The organism is Dyella jejuensis (genome assembly GCF_044904675.1).
Taxonomy (GTDB): Bacteria; Pseudomonadota; Gammaproteobacteria; order Xanthomonadales; family Rhodanobacteraceae; genus Dyella_B; species Dyella_B jejuensis.
This window is the reverse complement of the sequence record NZ_JADIKJ010000002.1, coordinates 284,503-305,369: the sequence shown is the minus strand read 5'-3', so window position 1 is coordinate 305,369 and position 20,867 is coordinate 284,503. Positions and strand designations below refer to the sequence as shown.

Sequence of the window (20,867 nt, the reverse complement as noted above, 5' to 3'; positions counted from 1 at the left end):
GCGACATCACAGCACGGGAGGAACGGTTCTGATGTTTGCGAAATACATGACTTGCCGCGCAGCGACGCGCGGCATGGCGGGTTCGGCTTGCCGAAAAAAATACCTCGCACTGCAAGTGACGATGGCGCTGGCGAGCCTGTCCTGCGTTGGCGCAGCCATGGCGCAGAGCGCATCCGGCAGCACGCCGGCTACCGTTGCGGGCGGCGCTGCGCAGACCGGCCAGTCCGGCGACACCGCGCCGCCTTCGAGCAAGAAAGCCGTAAGCCTGCAGGCGGTCACCGTAACCGGCTCGAACATCCGCAGCGTGGACGTGGAAGCGGCGCAGCCGGTGGTGACGATCACTGCGCAGGATATCCAGAAGCAAGGCTTCGCTACCGTCGGCCAGTTGCTGCAAAACGTCTCGTCGATGTCGCCGCCGGATCTGAGCCGTTCCGCGCCCGGCGACCTTGGCCCCAACCAGGGCGGCAGCTTCATCGATTTGCGCGGGCTCGGCGCGATGCGCACGCTGGTACTGGTGGATGGCCAGCGCATCGGTGCGGCGCACGGCGGCTACACCAACATCAATGTGATCCCCACCGCGATCGTCGATCACATCGACGTGCTCGCCACCGGCGCTTCGGCGGTATACGGCTCCGATGCCATTGCCGGCGTGGTGAACATCATCACCAAGAAAAATTTCAATGGCGTGCAGCTCGATACCTACGATGGCCAGTACATGCCGCATGCGGATGGACGCCAGACCCAGAACAGCGTCACCTTCGGCAAGAGCACCGACAAGGGCGGCGTCATCCTGAGCGCGTCATACCAGAACCAGGGCGCGGTGTGGGCAAACGACCGCAGCTTCTCGGCTTATCCGTATACCGCGCAGCATCCGTACTACGGTTTGAGCGAATACGGCACGCAGCCGATGATCCTCAATGCGCCCGGTTCCACTTATGCCGATGGCAGTCCGCGCCCGCTGGTGCTGAACCAGGGCGGCAATCCGATGAACCTCGCCGATTACCACCCGTTCGTGCAGCCCACGTATGGCGCGAATGGCGACGTGGTCAATCCTGGCGACCAGAACTACAACAACAACGCCAATCGCCAGACCATGTTGCTGACCGAGGACAAGACCAAGAACCTGTACCTCGACGCGCACTACAAGATCACCGACAACATCACTTTCAAGTTCAACTACGGCTATAACGCGGACTACGAATATGCCAAGTCCGGTGCGCCGTTGTTCTACTCGGGCATGGGCTCGAACGCGGCCTATCCGTCGCTGCTGTCTCCATACAGCTACTACAACCCGCTATATGGCGTGCAAGGCCTGAAGATTGCGCAGCGCATCACCGACGAAAGCTACAACAGCTACAACGATCCCAAGAACTATCGCTACAGCTTCGGCCTCGACGGCGTGTTCGGCCTGGGCGAGCACCAGTTCAACTGGGACGTGTATATGTACGACAGCAAGATCAGCGGCGTGAACACGCGCACGGGTTACTTCAACCTGATCAACGTCGCCAACGCGCTGGGGCCGTCCTTTATGCAGAACGGCTCGGTGGTCTGCGGCACGCCCGGCCACGTGATCGGCGGATGCGTGCCGATCAATCCGCTGGCGCCGCTCACTTCGAAGATGCTCAACTACATCTCGATCAACAGCGTCGAGCATTACGGCAGCGACGAGCGCGCCTGGGCGGCGGATTTCGGCGGCGACCTGTTCGAGCTGCCGGGCGGCGATTTCACTTTCTCCACCGGCGTGACGCATCGCGACGAATCCGGCTACGACTCGCCCGATCCGTTCGCCTACGCGGGCTATTCCACCGACGGCGGCGTCGGTCCCAACAGTGGCGGCTACGATCTCAACGAGGCTTACGCCGAGATCAACGCGCCGTTGCTGAAAGATCTGCCGGGCGCGCAGGCGCTGAGCCTGGACGTGGCGACCCGCTATTCGCATTACAGCAACTTCGGCAGCACCACCAACAGCTCGTTCAAGCTGACCTGGAAGCCGATCAACGATGTGCTGGTACGCGCCAGCTATGGCACCGGTTTCCGCGCGCCCACCGTGAACGACCTGTACCAGGGGCGCTATCCGGCCGGCACCTTCACCGATCCATGCGATGCCGTGTACGGCCCCTCCGCCTATGGCCAGAGCAGCCTGGTGGCGCAGCGCTGCCTGAGCGGCTACGGCGGCCTCCAGGGCGTGCCCGCCAATTTCCGCCAGACCGACAACACCGGCCTTCCCATTACCACGCCCGATGGCGAAGGCGCGCAGCCGAACACGAACTTCACTGGCGGCAATGCGAACCTGAAACCGGAAACCTCTTACAACGGCGACATCGGCATCGTCTATAGCCCGTCGTGGCTGCCGGGTTTCGACGCCACCGTCGACTGGTGGAGCTACAACATCCGCAACCTGATCACCAATATCAGCAACGACCAGCTGTTGGCCGATTGCTACCAGTACAGCATCCAATCGGCATGCGGCCAGTTCAAGCGCGATCCGGGCACCGGCCAGATCTACGACATGCTGAACCTGGAAACCAACGCCGGCTGGCTGAAGGAGCGCGGCTACGATTTCTCGTTCAACTACCGCTTCCCGGAAACGCGCCTGGGCAAGTTCAAGCTGGGCATGAACGGCACCTACATCACTGCCTTCAACATGCTGCCGACGATCGGCTCGAACATTATCTACATGGCGGGCAACACACAGAACTATTACACCTCCTGGCGCCTGCGCAACAACCTCACCTTGAGCTGGAGCTGGCATGACTTCGGTGCCAGTTGGACGGCGCGCTATTTCTCCCCCTACAAGGTGGATTGTGCGCTGGATCCGTCGAACGGTCCCACGCCGTTCCCCTGCACGCTGCCCAATTACTACGCGCCGGGCGTGGGTCCGATGCCGCAGACGCAGATTCCGTCGATCACCTTCAACGACGTACAGGTGTATTGGAACGCACCTTGGAACGCCACTTTTTCGTTGGGCGCGAACGACATTTTCAATCGCGTGAGCCCCAACGTGTACGGCGGTTACCAGAGCGGCGATACGCCGTTCGATTTCAACCCGTCGTATGACCTGGGCCGCTTCGTCTACATGCGTTACCAGCAGCGCTTCTGATGAGCGGGATGCGCGGCATGCCGATAACGATCAGCGTGCCGCTCGTTTCGTTTGCAACGAATGTGCGGCGGGAGGGTCGTGCAATGACCGGCGAGTGTCACCGATTGAACGAGCCGGCAGGAGGGACGGCCGGGCAGGTAGCACAAGTCCGGTCGGCGGTAAGGACGGTCAAGCGCACGGGGCCCGCGTTGCAGGGTTTGCGTGCGGTTGCTGGCGGGGAGCCGGCGACACCGTCTCACGATCGCGATGACCGCTGCGGCCATCGCGCATTGAAGGGACTTGCGGGTACAGCGACGGCCGCCTTGGCCGGCTTTCAAACATACGTTACTCGGAAAGGGGTGAGTCCATGACATGCAAAGGGTTGTTGAAGCACAAAGGTCTGGTGGTCGCCATCGGCTCGCTGCTGATGGCGGCTGGCGCATACGGTCAATCGACTACCGGCAATATTTACGGCCAGGTTCCGCCCGAACAGGATTTGAGCGTGCTCATCCGCAGCACGACGGGCGTGACGCGCGAGATCGCGATCGACAAGGAAGGCCGCTATAACGCCACGCAACTGCCGGTAGGTACTTATACCGTGTCATTGCGGCGCCACGGCGCCACGTTGCAGACGCACGACAACGTGAGCTTGCGCGTGGGCGTGGGCGTCAACGTTTCGTTCTCCGCGCCGGTAGCGGCCAAGGAGCTCTCGGGCGTGACGGTGTCGGCCAACAGCTCGCCGCCGATCGATGTCAGCTCGGTGGATTCGCGCACCGTGATCACCGCCCAGCAACTGGCCGCGTTGCCGCTGGCGCGCACGGCGGAAGCGGCCGCATTGCTTGCCCCTGGCGCGGTAGGCGACAGCGGTGGTTTCGTCAGTACCACGGGCGTGCCGCTGGTCAGCTTTGGTGGTTCGTCGGTGGAAGAGAACGCTTACTACATCAATGGTTTCAACACGACCGATCCCTATCTCGGCCAGGGCGGCATCACGCTGCCTTACGCATCGATCGACCAGGAAGAGGTCTATACCGGCGGATACAGTGCCCAGTACGGCCGCTCCGATGGCGGCGTGCTCAACATGATCGGCAAGAGCGGCACCAACGAATGGCATTTCGGCGGCCAGATGCTGTACGAGCCGGATGGGCTGCGTGCCAGCCAGGACGACACCTATTACGCGAACGGCCTGCCGCCTGTCCCGGTGGCCGGCCGCCTGTTCGATCCCAACAGCAAGGACGAGCATTGGACGTCCGTCTACGATGCCTACGTTGGCGGCCCGATCATCAAGGACAAGCTGTTTTTCTTCGTGTCGGCGGAAATGAGCGACCAGGGCGGGCAAGCCGTCAACAGCGTGACCGGCGGATCGGCTACCAATCCCAATCCGGGCACGGCGGAGAATTTCAAGACCCGCCTGCCCAAGTGGTACGCCAAGATCAACTGGAACATTACCGACAAGAACCTGCTGGAGCTGACCGGGGCTTCCAGCAAGCAGGAGGGCATGGGGTCGATCTATAACTACGACTACAACACCCTGCAGGAAACCACGTTCAAGGGCTACGCCAACGACACCAAGAGCGGCGGCGACATGTTGTCGGCCAAGTTCACCAGCTACATCACCGACGACCTCACCTTCACCGCCTTGTACGGCAAGATGAAGACCTTCAATTACAGCGTTCCGGTGAACTACGATCCCAGCGCCACGTATATCGAAGGATCCACGTACCAGAACCCGACGTACAACGGTGGCGTGCCGAACAACGGCATCCAGACGGTCAGCTCCCTGTACAACCCGCACTATCTCACCAGCAATCTGCGCGTCAGCCTGAGCTATGTACTCGGCGATCACACGATCACTGCCGGCATCGACAATCTCACGTCCGCCGCCTATGACCAGGGCGACACGTCATCCGGGCCGGGCTATGTATGGAACTACGGCTATACGCCCGATCCGACGGTAGCGCTGGTTCCGGCCCTGGGCGTTGGTGCGCTGGCCAATTATCCCAATGGCGGCTCGGGCTACTACGTCAGCAAAAATATCTTTATCGGCGGCGCGAACCTGCTGACCAAACAGCGCGCGGAATACATCGAAGATCAGTGGCAGGTCAGCGATCGCTGGCTGGTCTCGCTGGGCTTGCGCGACGACGGCTTTGCCAACTACAACGCGGCGGGCCAGTCGTACATGGCGCAGACCAAGCCGCAATGGGCGCCACGGCTGGGCTTCAGCTGGGACGTCAACGGCGATGGCAGCTTCAAGGTGTACGGCAACGCGGGCCGCTATTACCTCGGCACGCCACTGGCGCCGGGCGGTCCGGCCAACGGTTACATCAGCACGCAGCAGTACTACACCTACAGCGGCATCGCCGCCGACGGCACGCCGACCGGGCTGACCCAGGTATCCAGTCCGGTATCGGCCAACAATGCCTTCGGGCAGACGCCCGATCCGCGCACGATCACCGTGCAAAACCTCAAGGCCGAGGACCAGGACGAATTCATCCTTGGCTTCACCAAGACGTTGGGGCCGTCGTGGATTTACGGGGCGAAATTCACCCGGCGCATCCTGCGCCACGACATCGACGATTACTGCGATATCCAGGCGGTGATCAACAAGGCCGCGTCGATGGGCATCGACGATGTCAACAATGCCAGTTGCTATTACATCAATCCTGGGCAGGCGAACACGTTTGCGGTGCAGGACCCCACCGGCGCGTTCCATAACGTGACGCTGACCAACGCGGAAATGGGCTTCCCGACGATGGTGCGCAAGTACTACGGCCTCGAAGGATTCCTGGAGCATCCCTTCGACGGGCGCTGGTACGGCAAGGTCGATTACGTGTTCTCGCGCAGCTATGGCAACAACGAGGGCATGGGGCAGACCAACATCATGGCGCTGGCCGAAACCCAGAATACCTACTGGGATTTTCCGCAGTTGATGGAATACGGCATCGGTCCGCAAGGCGAAGACCACACGCACCAGCTCAAAGCCTATGGTTACTACCAGTTGACGCCCGAATGGCAGGTATCGGCAAACCTGACCCTGGTCTCGGGCGGACCCAGGTACTGCCTTGGCCTTTACGGTCCGAACCAGACCGATCCGGTTGGCTACGGTTCTTCCTACCAGTGGTGCAACGGCCAGCCGTCCCCGCCCGGCGCGGCCGGCCGCCTGCCGTGGATGAAGCAGCTCGACCTGGGCGTTCGCTATCGCCCCGCTTTCGCCGGACACAAACTGGGTTTCAGCCTGGATGTGGTGAATGTGTTCAACGGCCAGGCGGCGCTCAATGAGTATCCCGAATACAACATGAGCACCTTGCCGGCGGCTCCCAACCCGCAATACGGAACGCCGATGTTGCTGCAGCAGCCACGCTATGTCCGTTTCGGCGTGACTTACGACTACTGACCCGCTTCACGACCTCGTGGCCGCCGGCTGCGAGGTCCAGCCCGAGAGACTGGATCGATATGCGCAATTCCCTGCAACGCTTTTCTCATCATTACCTGGCTGTGCGGCGCCCGCTCGCTGTCCTTGCACTGGCTGCCGCATTGGCTGGCAGCGCGCTGGCGGTTTCGCCATCGTCCGCGACCGCGACTGCCGCGTTCGATACGTTCGGCAGTGCAGCGATCTCCGCGCGCTGGCAATGGAACGACGGTCACCTCAATGCCGTGATGTTGACCGATCACGTCAATCAGCGCGATATCGCGGTAACGTCGCCATTCGCCCTGACATTCCGCAACGGCGAGAAGCTGGATGCTTCGCAGCTCAAACGGCTTGGACCGGTCAGCGAGATCACGCTTGAGGCCAATCCGGCCGCATCGCGCGCTGCCGAGCGACTGCCGGGACGCGCCGTCAAGGCGAGTTTTGGCGATGCGAACGGCCGTGTTCGGGTGGATTGGGAATGGCTGCAGCGCGAAGGCAGCGATTATTTGCGCGAAGTTGTTACCGTGACGGCACTGAAGCAGGACCAGGATATTTCGCGCGTGGACTTGTTGCAGCTGAAGGCCGACCATGCCGAAGTACTGGGCACGGTGCAAGGCTCGCCGGTGGTGGCCGGCAATGATTATTTCGGTTTCGAGCAGCCGCTATCCAGCAGCGAGGTGCGCGGCCAGCACGTCTATTTGTGGATGGATGAAGGCCTGCCGCTGTCCAAAGGGCAATCGATCACCTACTCGGCAGTCGTGGGTGTTACTCACGGCAATCAATTGCGGCGCGACTTCGCCGCTTATATCGAACGCGAGCGGGCGCATCCTTATCGACCGTTCCTGCATTACAACTCCTGGTACGACATCGGCTATTTCACGCCCTATACCGAAGCCGAAGCGCTGGATCGCATCAATACCTTCGGCCAGGAACTGCACGTAAAGCGCGGTGTGAAGCTGGATTCGTTCCTGTTCGACGACGGTTGGGACGATCGCAGCGGCAGCTGGCATTTCAGCAAGGATTTCCCGCATGGCTTCGTGCCGTTGCGCCAGGCGGCGGCCAAGTACGGCGCCGCGCCCGGCGTGTGGCTGTCGCCGTGGGGCGGTTACGGCCCGCCCAAGCAGGAGCGGATCAGCCACGGCAAGGCGGCCGGCTACGAGATCATCGACGGCGGCTTCGCCCTGTCGGGGCCCAAGTATTACCAGCGCTTCCATGACGCCGTGATGGAACTGCTCGACAAGGACGGCATCAACCAGTTCAAGTTCGACGGGACCGGCAACGTCAGCAGCGTATTTCCCGGCAGCCGCTTCACCAGCGATTTTGCCGCGGCGATCCAGCTGATCGAAGACATCCGCAAAGCCAGGCCGGATATCTACATCAATCTCACCACCGGCACCTGGGCTTCGCCGTTCTGGCTGCGCTACGCCGATTCGATCTGGCGCGGCGGCGAGGACGATTGGCACGCCGGCGTAGGTACCGAGCGCGAACAATGGATCACTTACCGCGACCAGCAGACCTACGAGAACATCGTGATCCAGGGGCCGCTGTTCCCGCTCAACTCGCTGATGCTCCACGGCATCATTTACGCGCAGCAGAACAAACGACTCAACACCGATCCAGGCCATGATTTCGCCAACGAAGTGCATTCCTACTTCGCCACCGGCACGCAATTGCAGGAGATGTACATCACGCCTTCGCTGCTAAGCAAGGCCGATTGGGACACGCTGGCGGACGCGGCCAAATGGTCGCGCGCGAACGCCGATGTACTGCGCGATACACACTGGATCGGTGGCGATCCGGGGCGGCTGGACGTCTATGGCTGGGCCGCGTGGTCGCCACGCAAGGCGATCATCACCTTGCGCAATCCGGATGCGAAGCCGCAATCGGCGGTGATCGACCTGCAACGCCAATTGGAACTGCCGCCAGGGGCGGCCAGCAAATTCATGGTGCGCGACGTATGGAACAGCGGCGGCAACGGTGTGCCCGCGCAGTTGGACGCCAACGATACGAGCACGGTGCGGCTGGCGCCGTTCGAGGTGTTGACGCTGGAATTGACGCCACATCCGTAACACGTAGCGAGCGCGCCTGTCGCAGGTTGCGGCAGGCGCAGTTGGCAAGGCCGGAGTACTGCATGTTCGATCCGTCACGACGCAAACTCTTGAAAGCCGCGGCGCTGCTGCCGATAGCAGGTTCCTTCGCGCACGCGGCCGCTGCACGGGAGCGATGGCCCGGCGGGCCGGCCCAGGCGTCGTTTGTCCTGCAACGGGAGCAAGCAGGACGCCCAGTCAGCGAAACACTGGCCGGGCTCAGCTATGAAACCTTGCAGCTGGCCGATCCGGCTTTTTTTTCCAAGGACAACCATGCGCTGGTGCAGTTGTTCCGCCAGCTGAGTCCGCACGGCGTATTGCGGATTGGCGGCAATACCAGCGACTACACGGTTTGGAGCGGCTATCGCGGTGCGCTGCCGGTGCAGCATTCCAACAGGAACGGCCCGCAGCGCACGTTCGTCTTGCATCCGCAAGCGCTGCACGCGCTGGCCGGTTTCCTGCGCGCTACCGGCTGGAAGCTGATCTTCGGCGTCAACCTCAAGATCGGCGTGCCGGCGCTGGGCCTGGAACTGTCGCGCGCGGTGCAGCGGATTGTCGGTGATGCGTTGCTGGCGGTGCAGATCGGCAACGAGGCCAACAATTACGAAAAGGATTACGCCGCGTTCGATGCCGCGTGGATGCCTTACGCCAGCGCGATCCATGCGGCAGGGGTGCCGATCGGCGGTCCCGACACTGGTGCCAATACCGACTGGGTGATCGACTACGCCAAGCGGCATGCGGCGGAGAACGTCTTTCTCAGCCGGCATTACTACCGTGATGGCGCGCCGAACGGTTCGATAGCGAACCTGCTCGCCAGCGACGCCGCGTTCTATGCGCAAGTGGAGCAGATCATGCGCACGGCGGAGGCCGTGCACTTGCCGTTCCGGCTCAGCGAAGCCAATTCCTATTATTCCGGCGGCCGCGATGGCGTCAGCAACGTCTTCGCCTCGGCCCTGTGGGGCGCGGATTTCATGCTCGCGCTGGCGCAACGGGGCGTGGCCGGGATCCATTTCCATGGCGGCACGCTGGCATCCGTCGAAGCTTCGCTGGGGCAGGGGACGGACACCGCGGCCTCGACGGCCGATCCGTCCGCTCGCCGCGATGCGGTCACGTCGCGTTACTCGGCGATCGCCGGCAATGTCGGACTCGGCTTCCAGCCACGGCCGTTGTACTACGGCATGTTGCTGGCGCAGCAGTTCGCCGGCGCGCGGATGGTGCCGGGCCAGCTTGATGAAGGCGGCGCCAATTTGACGGCTTATGCGGCGTTGCGCGAGGACACCTTGCACGTGGCGCTGATTAATAAGGACGTCTCGCGCGATGCGTCGATGGTTGTAAGCGGCTTGCAGGGTTTCGGCGCAGGCCGGCTCATGCGCTTGTCGGCGCCAGCGCTGGACAGTCGGCGCGATATTGTCTGGGAGGGCTCGGATAACGCTGGGGCCGGCTGCGCCATAGCTGTCGATCCGCATGGCAGCTGTCGCATCAGCTTGCCGCGCGCAAGCGCCGCGTGGATCCGGTTGGCGCGGCTTGCTTGAAACAGGGCCGCGTCGGAATGACGACAATGATTCATGACAGCATGACAACCTTCATCCTTCGCCGGCCTGTGGCGCGTGCATATACGGCGGCGCGACGGCGGCATGCCAACCGGCCATCTTTCCGCACTGCCAAGGAGCCATGATGCTGCGACGGGATTTTTTGCGCTTGAGCGCGCTGACGCCACTGGCTGCCTTGAGCGGGCGCATCGTCGCCGCTCCGCGCGCCAAAAGCGGTTTCGTCGAACGCGAGGCGGATGGCCGTCCGCATCGGTTCGAGCTTTCCGCGCAGCATTTCCTGCTTGATGGCCTGCCGTTCCAGATTCGCAGCGGCGAAATGCATCCCGCGCGCATTCCCGCCGAATATTGGTCGCATCGCATCCGCATGGCCAAGGCGATGGGGCTCAATACCATCGCCGTCTACCTGATGTGGAATTTCCTGGAAAGCGAGCCGGGCGTGTTCGACCTCCTTGGCGGTCGCCGGAATTTCGTGCACTTCATCGAGCTATGTCGGCGAGAAGGCATGTGGGTGTACCTGCGCCCCGGTCCTTATGTCTGTGCCGAATGGGATATGGGCGGCTTGCCGCCGTATCTGCTGCGCGATCCCAGCATCCGCGTGCGCACCAAGGACGATGCGCGCTATATGCAGGCGGTGCAGCGTTATATGGATGCGATCGGCCCGAAACTGGCGCCGCTGATGGCCAGTCGCGGCGGTCCGATCCTGATGGTGCAGATCGAGAACGAATACGCTTCGTTCGGCCATGACCTGGATTACCTGCTGCGCCTGCGCGCGATGTGGCAGGCGCACGGCATCGATGGACCGTTTTCGATTTCCGATGGCTTGACACAGCTCCAGCAGGCGAAAACCTATGTGTCGGGTGCGGCGCTGGGCCTGGACGGCGACACCGATTTCGTCGCCGCCCAGGCGATCGCCGGCGAGGCGCCGGTCTGGGTGGGCGAAGGGTATCCCGGCTGGCTTACGCACTGGGGCGATCCGGATTTCCAGCGCGGCGATTACGCCGCGACCTTGCGCCAGCTGCTGGCGCAGGACCGTTCGTTCAATCTTTATGTCGTGCATGGCGGCACCAATTTCGGTTTCACGGCCGGGGCCAACGCGCACAACGATTACTCCGGTTTCGAACCGGTGATCACCAGCTACGACTACGGCGCGCCGATCAACGAGCGCGGCGCGGCCACGCCGGATTACTACGCTTTCCGCGCGCTGATCGCCGCGCGCGTGCCGCATGCCATACCGACGCCGCCGGCAGCACCGCCTACGATCACTTTTGCCGAGGTGACAGCAACACCGTTCGCTTCGATCTGGGACAACCTGCCGCCCGCCAAACAGGTCGGTAAACCCGATCCCAATGAAATGCTGTTCGCGCAGGACCACGGCATGGTGCTGTATCGAAAAACGCTGTCTACCGGCGGCATGCTGCATATCGAGGGCTTGCGCGATTACGGTACGGTGTTCAGCGCCGGCCGGTACCTGGATTATCTGTCGCGGGTAAACAAGCCCGGCCTGCACGTCACCCAGCATGTGGATATTCCAGCGCCGGCGAACGGTGCGGGCGCGCTGCTGGACATCCTGGTCGACAGCTTCGGCCACGTCGGCTACGGCCAGGCGATGTACGATTTCAAGGGCATCGTCGGCGAGGTGACACTCGACGGCGACGCGCTCCGCGACTGGCAAGCGCACAGCCTGCCGCTGGACGATGCCTATATCGCCGGGCTCCGTCCGCTGGTGGACAAGTCGGCGCTTCGTCCCGGCCTGTTCTTCAAAGCCGAGGTGGTGCTTGACCGGCTGGGCGATTGCTATCTGGACATGAGCGCATGGGACAAGGGCTACCTGTGGGTAAACGGCCAGCTGCTCGGCCGCTACTGGCGCATCGGTCCGCAGCAACGGCTGTACTGCCCCGCATCCTGGTTCCGACATGGCCGCAATGAATTGCTGGTCTTGGATATGCACCGGATCAACGCGGGATCGATCCGCAGCAGTGATCGCTTGGAAGGTTAAAATTATTTGGATCGGAACGCAGGAACGCGGAGCGACGCGCAACTCAGGGCTATCACGCCAATCCATGCTGCAATCACCCGGTCTGCCTGTACGGTGATCGGGACGCAGTTATGCGCCGTAGCCTAGAACTCGACGTGCGCGCGCAACCCTGCAAATCGCGCCGGACCGCGGTCGCGGTTGTAGCCCGGATTGCGGATGAATTGCAGGTCCGGGCTGAGGGTGAGGTGATGGATCACCGCGATGCTGTAGTAGACCTCGGCGATCTGTTCCGGGCCATAGCGCAACGCGCCATCGCCCAGCAGGAAGCCGTCGCCGCCCATGGCGAGGTATTCGCTGTGGATGCGGGAGAGTCCATCGATGGCGACGCCCACGCCGAGGCGATCGTCGGAACGGTTCCAATGCGCGCCGGATAACTGGAATCCACCGCTGAGCAGGCGATCGACTTCGGTGAAAATGAAGGATTCGGTGTGGCCGTCGTTCCAGCCCGCGCGCATGAAGAAACCCGTGTCGCCGTTGTCCGCCACGGGCAGTTCGCCATTGATGCCGACACCGAATTTGTGGCGGCCGGGCGCATCGTCGGCATGGATATCGGGCGTTTGTCCGGTGTACTCGGCAATGGTGATCGCTTGCTGGTAGATGCCCATGTTTCCCTTGTTGTAGAAACCAAGCAAACGCAGCGCCCAGCCATCCGGATGCGGCTGCAGCGTCAGTTCGAGTTGCTGGCCGCTCGACTCACCCAGCGATTCGATCAGGCGTTGACCGTTGGCTTCGTCGGGCATGCGGTAGATGCCGTAGCGCAGGCTCCAGCGAGGCATGACCCAGGCGATCATTACGCCATCGGTATAGCCGCGCGTATCGGAAGCGAAGTCCCATGCGGTGTTATTCCACAACGACCAATTCATGAACTGCGTGCGGGTGGCGTTGGCGTAGCGGTTCTTGTCGAAGTCGTCGTTGACCGCCATCAGGCCGGCCTTCACCTCGATGCGGCGGTCGGCCTGCTCGCCGGGAAGCTGGTCCTGCTGGCGATCGAGGTGCGTGGTCTGGCCGCCCAGCGGGAGCGTCCAGCGCAGGTAGCTGCGCGCTACGTAGGGTCCTTTGCCCAGGCTGGCGACGCCGGAACGGATGATGTCGCCGTTGCTGAGGCCGCCCAGTCCGGTGCCTTGGCTGACGCCTTCGCCCTTGAACATTTCCACGTCCAGATAGAACTGCAAGTGGACCGGCAACTGGATGCCGAAATAAGCGCCGAAGGTATGCGAGCGCGCTGTCGAGCCGCGCGGATCGAGGCTGAGCGGACCGCTATAGGGCGAACGCACGCGCGATTGGTGCTGGTCGACGAAGGTATATTGCGCGCCCAGCCATTGGGGTACGAATAGCGGAGCATCGTCGGCGTGCGATAACCACGGCAGCGCGACGAGCAGTAGCAGAACAGGACCTCGTGACAGACGCGGCATCGTGGCGTTTCATCATGAAAGGCAATGAGATCCCTGTCGCGATTGCGTCGGAGATGCTGCCGGGCTGTATACCGGACCGGCAATAAACGTAATGTGCAGGCTGCACGAGTCCGTCTGCTGCCGTTGGACGTGGCAGCGTCAGTGCCTGCGATGCCAGTTGTAGTTCCGCGGGCTCCCCGCCCGGGAGGCAGCGCGGCAAGCGCCGCGATGCGTTCGATCTTCTCCACGCCCTGCGAGTCGGCTGGATGACACGCCAGCCTGCGATTCGCAGGGCGGGTTCCGTCAGGCCGCCTTAAAGCGGCTTGATGTTGGAAGCTTGCATGCCCTTCTCGCCACGCTTGGCTTCGTAGCTGACTTTCTGGCCTTCGGCCAGGGTCTTGAAACCGGTGCCGGTCTGGATTTCCTTAAAATGGGCAAAGAGATCTTCGCCGCCCGCATCGGGGGTGATAAAGCCAAAGCCTTTTGCATCGTTGAACCACTTCACTGTACCGGTTGCCATATTGCGCCTATTTGCTGGTTTGGTTGCTGGAGTATCGGCGAGCGTTATACCTCGAAAACCCGTGCGATGCAGAGATTTATTGAGTAAGCGTTGCCGAAAATATGATTTGCTTGGTGATTTGGCCGCTTTTAGGCGGCCTGCGCCAGCCTGGAGTTTCGGCTGGAGGGTGTGGGGGAGAGTGTGAAGATCCGGTCACGAAAGACTTGGCCGGAACAGGGAGACAGCGCCGGCATCAGGCCGGCCGCTGTCTTGCGGGAACGCGGACAGCCGAGGGTCAACCGCCGCGCGAAGCCTTCTTGCGATCGTTTTCCGTCAAATGTTTCTTGCGCAGGCGGATTTCCTTCGGCGTGATTTCCACCAATTCGTCGTCGTCGATGAAATCCAGGGCCTGTTCCAGCGAAAACTTGATCGCCGGGGTCAGCTGGATCGCATCGTCCTTGCCCGACGCGCGCATGTTGGTCAGCGGCTTGGGCTTGATCGCATTGACGGTGAGGTCGTTGTCCTTGGCGTGGATGCCTACGAGCTGGCCTTCGTACACCGAGTCGCCCTCGGCCGCGAACAGCTTGCCGCGTTCCTGCAAGGGCCCCAGCGAGTAGGCGGGCGTGGTGCCGGCCGCGTTGGCGATCATCACGCCGTTCTTGCGCTTGGCGATCGGACCGTCTTCCTTCGGGCCGTAATGGTCGAAGACGTGGAACAGCAGGCCCGAGCCCTGGGTCAGGGTGCGGAATTCGTTCTGGAAGCCGATCAGGCCGCGCGCCGGAATCATGTAGTCGAGGCGCACGCGGCCCTTGCCGTCCGGTTCCATGTTCTTCAGCTGCGCCTTGCGCATGCCGAGCTTTTCCATCACGCCGCCCTGGTGGACTTCCTCCACGTCGACGACGAGCTGTTCGATCGGTTCCATCTTCTGGCCGTCGATTTCCTTGATGATCACTTCCGGACGCGACACGGCCAATTCGTAGCCTTCGCGGCGCATGTTCTCGATCAGCACCGACAGATGCAGCTCGCCGCGGCCGGAGACCAGGAACTTGTCGGCGTCCGAGCCTTCCTCGACCTTCAGCGCCACGTTGTGCAGCGTTTCGCGCTCGAGGCGATCGCGCAGCTGGCGGCTGGTGAGGAACTTGCCGCCGCTGAGGTCCTTGTTGCCGGCGAACGGCGAATTGTTGACCTGGAAAGTCATGCTGATGGTCGGCTCGTCCACCGTGAGCGCGGGCAGCGCTTCGGGGGTGTCCAGCGCGCACACGGTGTCGGAGATGCTCAGGTCCTGCACGCCGGAGATGGCGATGATGTCGCCGGCCTCGGCCTCATCCACCTCGATGCGCTCCAGGCCCATGAAGCCCAGTACCTGCAGCACCTTGCCCTGGCGCTTCTTGCCTTCGCGGTCGACGATGCTGACCTGCATGTTCTTGCGCACCTTGCCGCGCTGGATGCGGCCGATGCCGATCAGGCCGACGAAGCTGTTGTAGTCGAGCTGGCTGATGCGCATCTGGAACGGACCGTCCGGATTGACGTCCGGCTTGCTCACGTGCTTCATGATCGCTTCGTACAGCGGGGTCATGTCGCCTTCGCGCACGTTCTGGTCGAGGCTGGCGTAGCCGTTCAGCGCCGAGGCGTAGACGATCGGGAAGTCCATCTGCTCGGGCGTGGCGCCCAGGCGGTCGAACAGGTCCCACACCTGTTCCACGACCCAGTCCGGCCGTGCGCCGGGGCGGTCGATCTTGTTCACCACCACGATCGGCTTAAAGCCCATCGCGAACGCTTTCTGCGTGACGAAGCGGGTCTGCGGCATCGGGCCGTCCATCGCGTCCACCAGCAGCAGCACCGAATCGACCATCGACAGCACGCGCTCCACCTCGCCGCCGAAGTCGGCGTGGCCTGGCGTGTCGACGATGTTGATGCGGTTGTCCTTCCATTTGATGGCGGTGTTCTTGGCCAGGATGGTGATGCCGCGCTCCTTTTCCTGGTCGTTGCTGTCCATCACGCGATCGGCCAGCACGGTGCGCTCGGCAAGGGTGCCCGATTGCTTCAGCAGCTGGTCGACGAGGGTGGTCTTGCCATGGTCGACGTGGGCGACGATGGCGATATTGCGCAGGTTTTCGATGGACATGGATAAAGGGCTTGGGCCGGCCGCAAGACCGCCACGCAGGTTTCGGTAGGGATTAACCTGCGGATTATACGGGGTTATGTGACAGCTTGCTTGATGTGGTTCCTCGCCACGCCTTTGCGGTGCGCCGATGCTTGCTTTTCACTGCTCTGGCGTGCCGGAATCCAGGGCGCGGCTTCGTGTGTTCGGCATCAAGCGCATGTCCCGCCTCTCCACGCTCCCCCTGCACGCGGCAGGGGGAGGTGGTAAGCGGCCAGGTCAGGGGTTGGCGGCCTGCCAGGCGGCGGTCTGCTGCTGCAACAGGGGAAGCAGCGAACCTTCGGTGAGGTTGGCATCGGCCACGTGCAGGCCCAGGTCGGGAACGATGCCGGTGCTATCCAGCAGTTCGTCGATGGCGGTTTTGGTTTTTGTTTCGATATTCTGGGTGCTCTCGATAACCTGGTAGTTGTCCACTTCCAGGTACGTGACGTTGTTCTGGCTGTTGCCCGTTTGCACGCATTCGCCACTCAACCAATGGACCGGGTCGTTGTAGTTGGTGAAGCCGGTGGGGTAGGTGGTGTCGCCAAGGTCGGTGGTCAGCAGCGTCACCAGGAGCGGGCCGCTCGGATCGATACTGTTGCCTTCGAACAGTGTTTCGGTGCCCATGTAGGCGTTAAGCACGGTATTCGTGCCCGGGCTGGTTCCTTGCAGCAGGGCCTGCGGATTGTTGCAGGCGATCTGCTCGCCGGCCGTGAGGTTGCCGGCCAGGTTTTTGCTGCCGCTCTGCGGGCCGCCGGGCGGATAGGACGAGTAGGCGATCACGCATCCATACGGAATGGTCTCCGCCGTGGAGGAACGCTGGCACAGCGGCAGGGTGGCGAAGGTCGAGCTGTTGTCGTTGCCATACGGATTGCCATACGGTACCTGCACCAATCCGCCCAGGATCACGGCGCTCACCATGTAACGGCGAACGTCGGCGTTGGGATTCGCATTGCCGTCGAGGTAGGTTTGCATCATCGCCTCAAGCGCGTTCGAGCCCTGCGAGTGCCCAAGCAGGATGAAGGGACGATGCTTGCCGGTGACCGGGTCGGCGTTGAGATTGTTCCAGTAATACTGGAACGCCTGCTGCACATCGTAGAAGCCCGGACCGCTGTAGGTTTCGAGACCACCCAGCGTGTCCTGGATCGCCAGCGTTCCCAGCGGCTCCTGCCGGTACAACGGCACGAACAGGCGGCAGATGCTTTCCAGGCGGCCGACCTGCGACAAGGTGGTCGCCATCTCGGCGTCTTGCGGACTGGGAGGGAAGTTTTCTATCTGCAATAACGGATTGGCGACCGTATCGACGGTGGGATAGATGTAGAAGCAATCGACCGGCGGGTTGGCGGTAACGGCAAGGCCTTGCGTGGCGGTGGTTCCATCCGGGTCGACCACGGTGGCATTCAGCGGAACCGTGGTGCCGCTTTGCGGATAGGTGGAACTGGGTGTGCCGCTGTCGGTGCGATTGCCGTGGATGTCCTGGTGGCACAGATTGCCTGTCGCACCCGGCAGGCACAGCCACACCGGCTGCGCCAGCGGCGCAGTGAGCAGCGGCAACGCAGCATTGGGTGCCGGAAGGGTCTGTGCCTGCGTGCTGCATGGCGTGGCGCTCAATGCCATGCCCATCGCAATGGCGGATGTGCAGGCCCAAGCCTTGATTCGTTTCAAGTGGAAGAGGGTGGTGTGGCAAGGAATCGAAACGGGTGTCGAATACATGATCGTGTTGCTCCTCTGCAAAAGTTGGACAACGGTTGCAGGACAACTAGCCGGCAAGCATCGCTAGATGGCCTGCCTCACATGCAAAAGCGTTTCGGGTTCAATCAAAAAATAGCTGAGGAAAAACCGTGCGGTTACCCACATCGCCATCGACGTATCGATCGCGTGAAGCAGCGCGAACGTAAAGCGAGGATTGTTCTGGCGACGTGAAAATCCGGCGCCTTGCCGAGAAAGAGCGAAGCGCGTCGCGCTAATCGTTATCTGACCCGCTTTTTGATGATCCGCCTGGATAAATCGCCGTCGTGATCACGGTGAAGCGTGCACCGTTTTCGCGGCTTCAACCTGACGCCGCTGTCGCCGGTGAAATGGCCGAGGCGCGCAGGGCCGGGACCAGCACGGCGAACTGGCCGGTCGCCCAGAGCGCCAGCGCGCTGGCCGGAAAATAAAACCACGGCAGGCGCGGCAATTCGTAGTAGTGCATCAGCAACATGCTCAAGCCATACGCCAGCGCCATGCCCAGCGCGACGCCAAGGCTGGTAAGCACGAAATTCTCGGTCATGAAATGGCGCAGGATGTCGGCGCGGGTAGCGCCCAATGCTCGCCGCACGCCAATCTGGCGGCGGCGCTGCTGCACCCAGTAGCTGCTCAAGCCGACGATGCCCAGGCCGGTGACCAGCAGCAACGCGACGCACAAGCCGCCCAGCATGCTGGCCATGGCCAGGTCCTTGCCGAGTTGCTCGGTGCGTGCATCCGCCAGCGGTCGCTGCTCGATGATCGCCTCGTGCGGATCGAGCTTGTGCAACGCGGCGACCGCTGCATGCAATACGCGGGCACGCTGGTCGGCATCTGTACGGATCAGATAGTAGGCGCCATCGTCCAGCCAGACGCGCATCGGCAGGATCACGCTGTAATCGCTGCCGCCGTCGGTAAAGATCACTGATCGCACCAGATGCCTGACTACGCCCACGACCGTTGTCGGCGGGTGGCCAGCGCGGAAATAGAACTGTTTGCCGAGCGGATTCTGCCCAGGCCACATGCGTTGCGCCAGGGCCTGCGTGATCAGCGCCTCCGGAGGAGAGACGGCGGCATCGGGTTTGAAAACGTTTGCGTAATCGACAAAGCTGGCAGGATCCAGCCAGCGGCCAGCCACCAGCCGCAGTCCCACGGTCTGGGCAAAGCCCTCGCCGCCATAGAGGTCGGCAATCGGGCCGGACATGGATTCGGCATCCTTGGCGGTCAAGGCAATGAATCCCGGCGTGAATGCGGTGGCATCCAGGGGCGCCACGTTGCTCAGGGTCACGGCTTGCACGCCAGGAATCTGCCGCAATGCCGCCAAGGCTTCGCGCGTGTGCGCCCTGGCTTGCGCGCTGCCGGACGCAAGCAGATTGTCCGCATCGATTTCCAGCAAGCGGTTTTCGTCGAAGCCGGCGGGCAGGTGCAAACGTTGCAAGTGCAACGCGATCAGGAACACGCTGTTGCTGACGACGGCGCAACTGAGCGCAATCACCAGGATCAACAAGGTCAGGATTACTTTATGGCGCAGCAGCGCGCTAAGGATGGGCCGCAGGTTCATGCTGGACTCATTGCGTTTTCAATTGCAGCGCAGGCGACACCTGGCAGGCGCGCCATGCCGGCAACAGGCCGACCAGCAAGCTGGCGATCAGGGCGAATACAAAGCTGGCGATCAGCATGCGAATGTCCATATAAGCCAGCGAGGTGTAGTCGATATCGCCATCGGGTTGGCAGCGCACCAGCCACAGGCCACCGTAGGCGACCAGCACGCCACCCAGTCCACCGGCAAGGCCAATCATTCCCGCCTCGACCAGCAGCTGTGCGAATACGGCACGGCGCGAGGCGCCCAGCGCGCGCCGCACCCCCAATGCGCCGGTGCTGCGCATGAACTTGGCCAGCATCAGGCCCGTGGCATTGATCAGGCAGACCAGCAAGAAGCCAAAGGACAGCCACGCTTGCAGGCGCGATTCCGCCGGTACTGCCTGGTAGTAGTCCAGCCACTGGTACACGTTGCGAAGACGGATGTTCGGCGGTCGCTGGAAACGTCCCAGCGCATTCTGCTGCGAGGAATAGTGCGCGAGGAAGTCGCGGTAGGCCGATACCTTGGCCGCGCTATCCAGTTGCACCCACATCTGCAGCCAGGCACACGGCGCCGTTTTCTTTTGCTGGTTATCCCGCGGAAGCGTGAGCTTGCCGCTCCAGCATTGCGATGCACCGGCTATGCGCAGGCCCGAATCGATGGCCGCGGCCAGCGGCACGTAGGCTTCATGGGTATCGGTGAATTCGATCGGCGAGTAGGACCCGTAGATACGCGGCAGGACGCGCCATGGCGCGAGCACGCCGATAACGCGGAATGGCACGCTGTTCAACAGCAGCGTGCGGCCGGTGCTGTCGGCACCGCCGAACAACCGGTCGTTGAGCGTGTCGCTGATCACTACCACGCGCGCTTCGTCCTGGTCGTCTGCTTCGCTCCAGCCATGGCCATAGCGAAAGGGGGCGCCAAACATGCCGAAAAAGTCGGCGGTAGTGAAAAGCCCGAACGGATGCGTGGGCTCGACCTGGGCGTCGGGCAGCTCCGCCCGAAAGGAAGCGGTCGACATCAGCGCCTGCCGATCGGCGCGCTTGGCGTGCAGCAGGTTCATGCCGTCGATCCAGCTCAGCTGCGCGTAAGGTTCATCGCTATCGCCGCTGAAATTAGGGCTGCGATCGGCAAGCTCGCGCGGATCCAGCTGCGGCCGATACAGCATGCCGCTGCGGCCGGGATACGGATCCTGCGCCAGCACGTGATACACCGTCAGCGCGGTCATGCTGGCGCCGATGCCTATCGCAATGGTGACGATCATCAGCAGCGTAAGCACGCTGTCGCGCCGCAAGCTGCGCACGGCCAGATCAAAGTAGTACCCGAGCACGTTCCCTATCCCTTGTGCTGTTGTCGAGCGGCGTTCAATGCCTCCC

At 62.4% G+C, this 20,867-nt stretch carries 11 protein-coding genes; 5 read left to right on the top strand and 6 right to left on the bottom strand.

The genetic code is table 11. The annotated features are described in order from the left end of the window. Positions 1-31 precede the first annotated feature (31 nt). The 5 genes from ISP15_RS03040 (at position 32) to ISP15_RS03020 (ending at position 12,118) form a co-directional block, all read left to right on the top strand. The gene (locus ISP15_RS03040) at positions 32-3,100 is read left to right on the top strand and encodes a TonB-dependent receptor plug domain-containing protein (protein ID WP_404544931.1); all 3,069 of its coding nucleotides are present in this window, start codon (positions 32-34) and stop codon (positions 3,098-3,100) included. A gap of 364 nt (positions 3,101-3,464) precedes the next feature. After that, a complete protein-coding gene (locus ISP15_RS03035; protein WP_449757811.1) occupies positions 3,465-6,470 on the top strand; it encodes a TonB-dependent receptor in 3,006 nt (1,001 codons plus the stop codon). Positions 6,471-6,529: 59 nt separating this feature from the next. Next, positions 6,530-8,554 (top strand): alpha-galactosidase, encoded by a 2,025-nt coding sequence (locus ISP15_RS03030; RefSeq protein ID WP_404544930.1) that lies wholly within the window; start codon positions 6,530-6,532, stop codon positions 8,552-8,554. A 62-nt stretch (positions 8,555-8,616) separates the two neighbouring features. Further along, complete coding sequence (locus tag ISP15_RS03025) at positions 8,617-10,104, top strand: hypothetical protein (RefSeq protein ID WP_404544929.1); 1,488 nt, start codon at positions 8,617-8,619, stop codon at positions 10,102-10,104. 142 nt (positions 10,105-10,246) lie between these two features. Continuing rightward, the gene (locus ISP15_RS03020) at positions 10,247-12,118 is read left to right on the top strand and encodes a beta-galactosidase (protein ID WP_404544927.1); all 1,872 of its coding nucleotides are present in this window, start codon (positions 10,247-10,249) and stop codon (positions 12,116-12,118) included. Between the two features lie 122 nt (positions 12,119-12,240). Here ISP15_RS03020 and ISP15_RS03015 read toward each other — a convergent pair whose 3' ends face one another. The 6 genes from ISP15_RS03015 to ISP15_RS02990 form a co-directional block, all read right to left on the bottom strand. Further along, entirely contained in the window at positions 12,241-13,569 is a 1,329-nt protein-coding gene (locus ISP15_RS03015; RefSeq protein WP_404544925.1) for a carbohydrate porin, read from the bottom strand. Between the two features lie 292 nt (positions 13,570-13,861). After that, positions 13,862-14,068, bottom strand: coding sequence for a cold-shock protein (locus ISP15_RS03010; protein ID WP_404544922.1), 207 nt, complete (start codon positions 14,066-14,068; stop codon positions 13,862-13,864). A 274-nt stretch (positions 14,069-14,342) separates the two neighbouring features. Next, positions 14,343-16,172, bottom strand: a complete 1,830-nt coding sequence (gene typA, locus ISP15_RS03005) for a translational GTPase TypA (protein WP_404544920.1) — start codon at positions 16,170-16,172, stop codon at positions 14,343-14,345. Between the two features lie 255 nt (positions 16,173-16,427). Further along, on the bottom strand, positions 16,428-17,804 hold the full coding sequence (locus ISP15_RS03000; protein WP_404544918.1) for a DUF3089 domain-containing protein: 1,377 nt from the start codon (positions 17,802-17,804) through the stop codon (positions 16,428-16,430). Positions 17,805-18,237: 433 nt separating this feature from the next. Then, positions 18,238-19,473 (bottom strand): ABC transporter permease, encoded by a 1,236-nt coding sequence (locus tag ISP15_RS02995; RefSeq protein WP_404544916.1) that lies wholly within the window; start codon positions 19,471-19,473, stop codon positions 18,238-18,240. A gap of 7 nt (positions 19,474-19,480) precedes the next feature. Beyond that, positions 19,481-20,821: an ABC transporter permease gene (locus ISP15_RS02990; protein ID WP_404544914.1), complete on the bottom strand. Its 1,341-nt coding sequence runs from the start codon at positions 20,819-20,821 to the stop codon at positions 19,481-19,483. Between the last annotated feature and the right edge of the window lie 46 nt (positions 20,822-20,867).

What these genes read in the sequence shown, in the direction of transcription:
- typA (WP_404544920.1), bottom strand. Translation starts at nt 16,172, where the DNA reads ATGTCCATCGAAAACCTGCGCAATATCGCCATCGTCGCCCACGTCGAC.
- ISP15_RS03000 (WP_404544918.1), bottom strand. Translation starts at nt 17,804, where the DNA reads ATGGCATTGAGCGCCACGCCATGCAGCACGCAGGCACAGACCCTTCCG.
- ISP15_RS03015 (WP_404544925.1), bottom strand. Translation starts at nt 13,569, where the DNA reads ATGCCGCGTCTGTCACGAGGTCCTGTTCTGCTACTGCTCGTCGCGCTG.
- ISP15_RS03020 (WP_404544927.1), top strand. Translation starts at nt 10,247, where the DNA reads ATGCTGCGACGGGATTTTTTGCGCTTGAGCGCGCTGACGCCACTGGCT.
- ISP15_RS03030 (WP_404544930.1), top strand. Translation starts at nt 6,530, where the DNA reads ATGCGCAATTCCCTGCAACGCTTTTCTCATCATTACCTGGCTGTGCGG.
- ISP15_RS03025 (WP_404544929.1), top strand. Translation starts at nt 8,617, where the DNA reads ATGTTCGATCCGTCACGACGCAAACTCTTGAAAGCCGCGGCGCTGCTG.
- ISP15_RS03040 (WP_404544931.1), top strand. Translation starts at nt 32, where the DNA reads ATGTTTGCGAAATACATGACTTGCCGCGCAGCGACGCGCGGCATGGCG.
- ISP15_RS02995 (WP_404544916.1), bottom strand. Translation starts at nt 19,473, where the DNA reads ATGAACCTGCGGCCCATCCTTAGCGCGCTGCTGCGCCATAAAGTAATC.
- ISP15_RS03010 (WP_404544922.1), bottom strand. Translation starts at nt 14,068, where the DNA reads ATGGCAACCGGTACAGTGAAGTGGTTCAACGATGCAAAAGGCTTTGGC.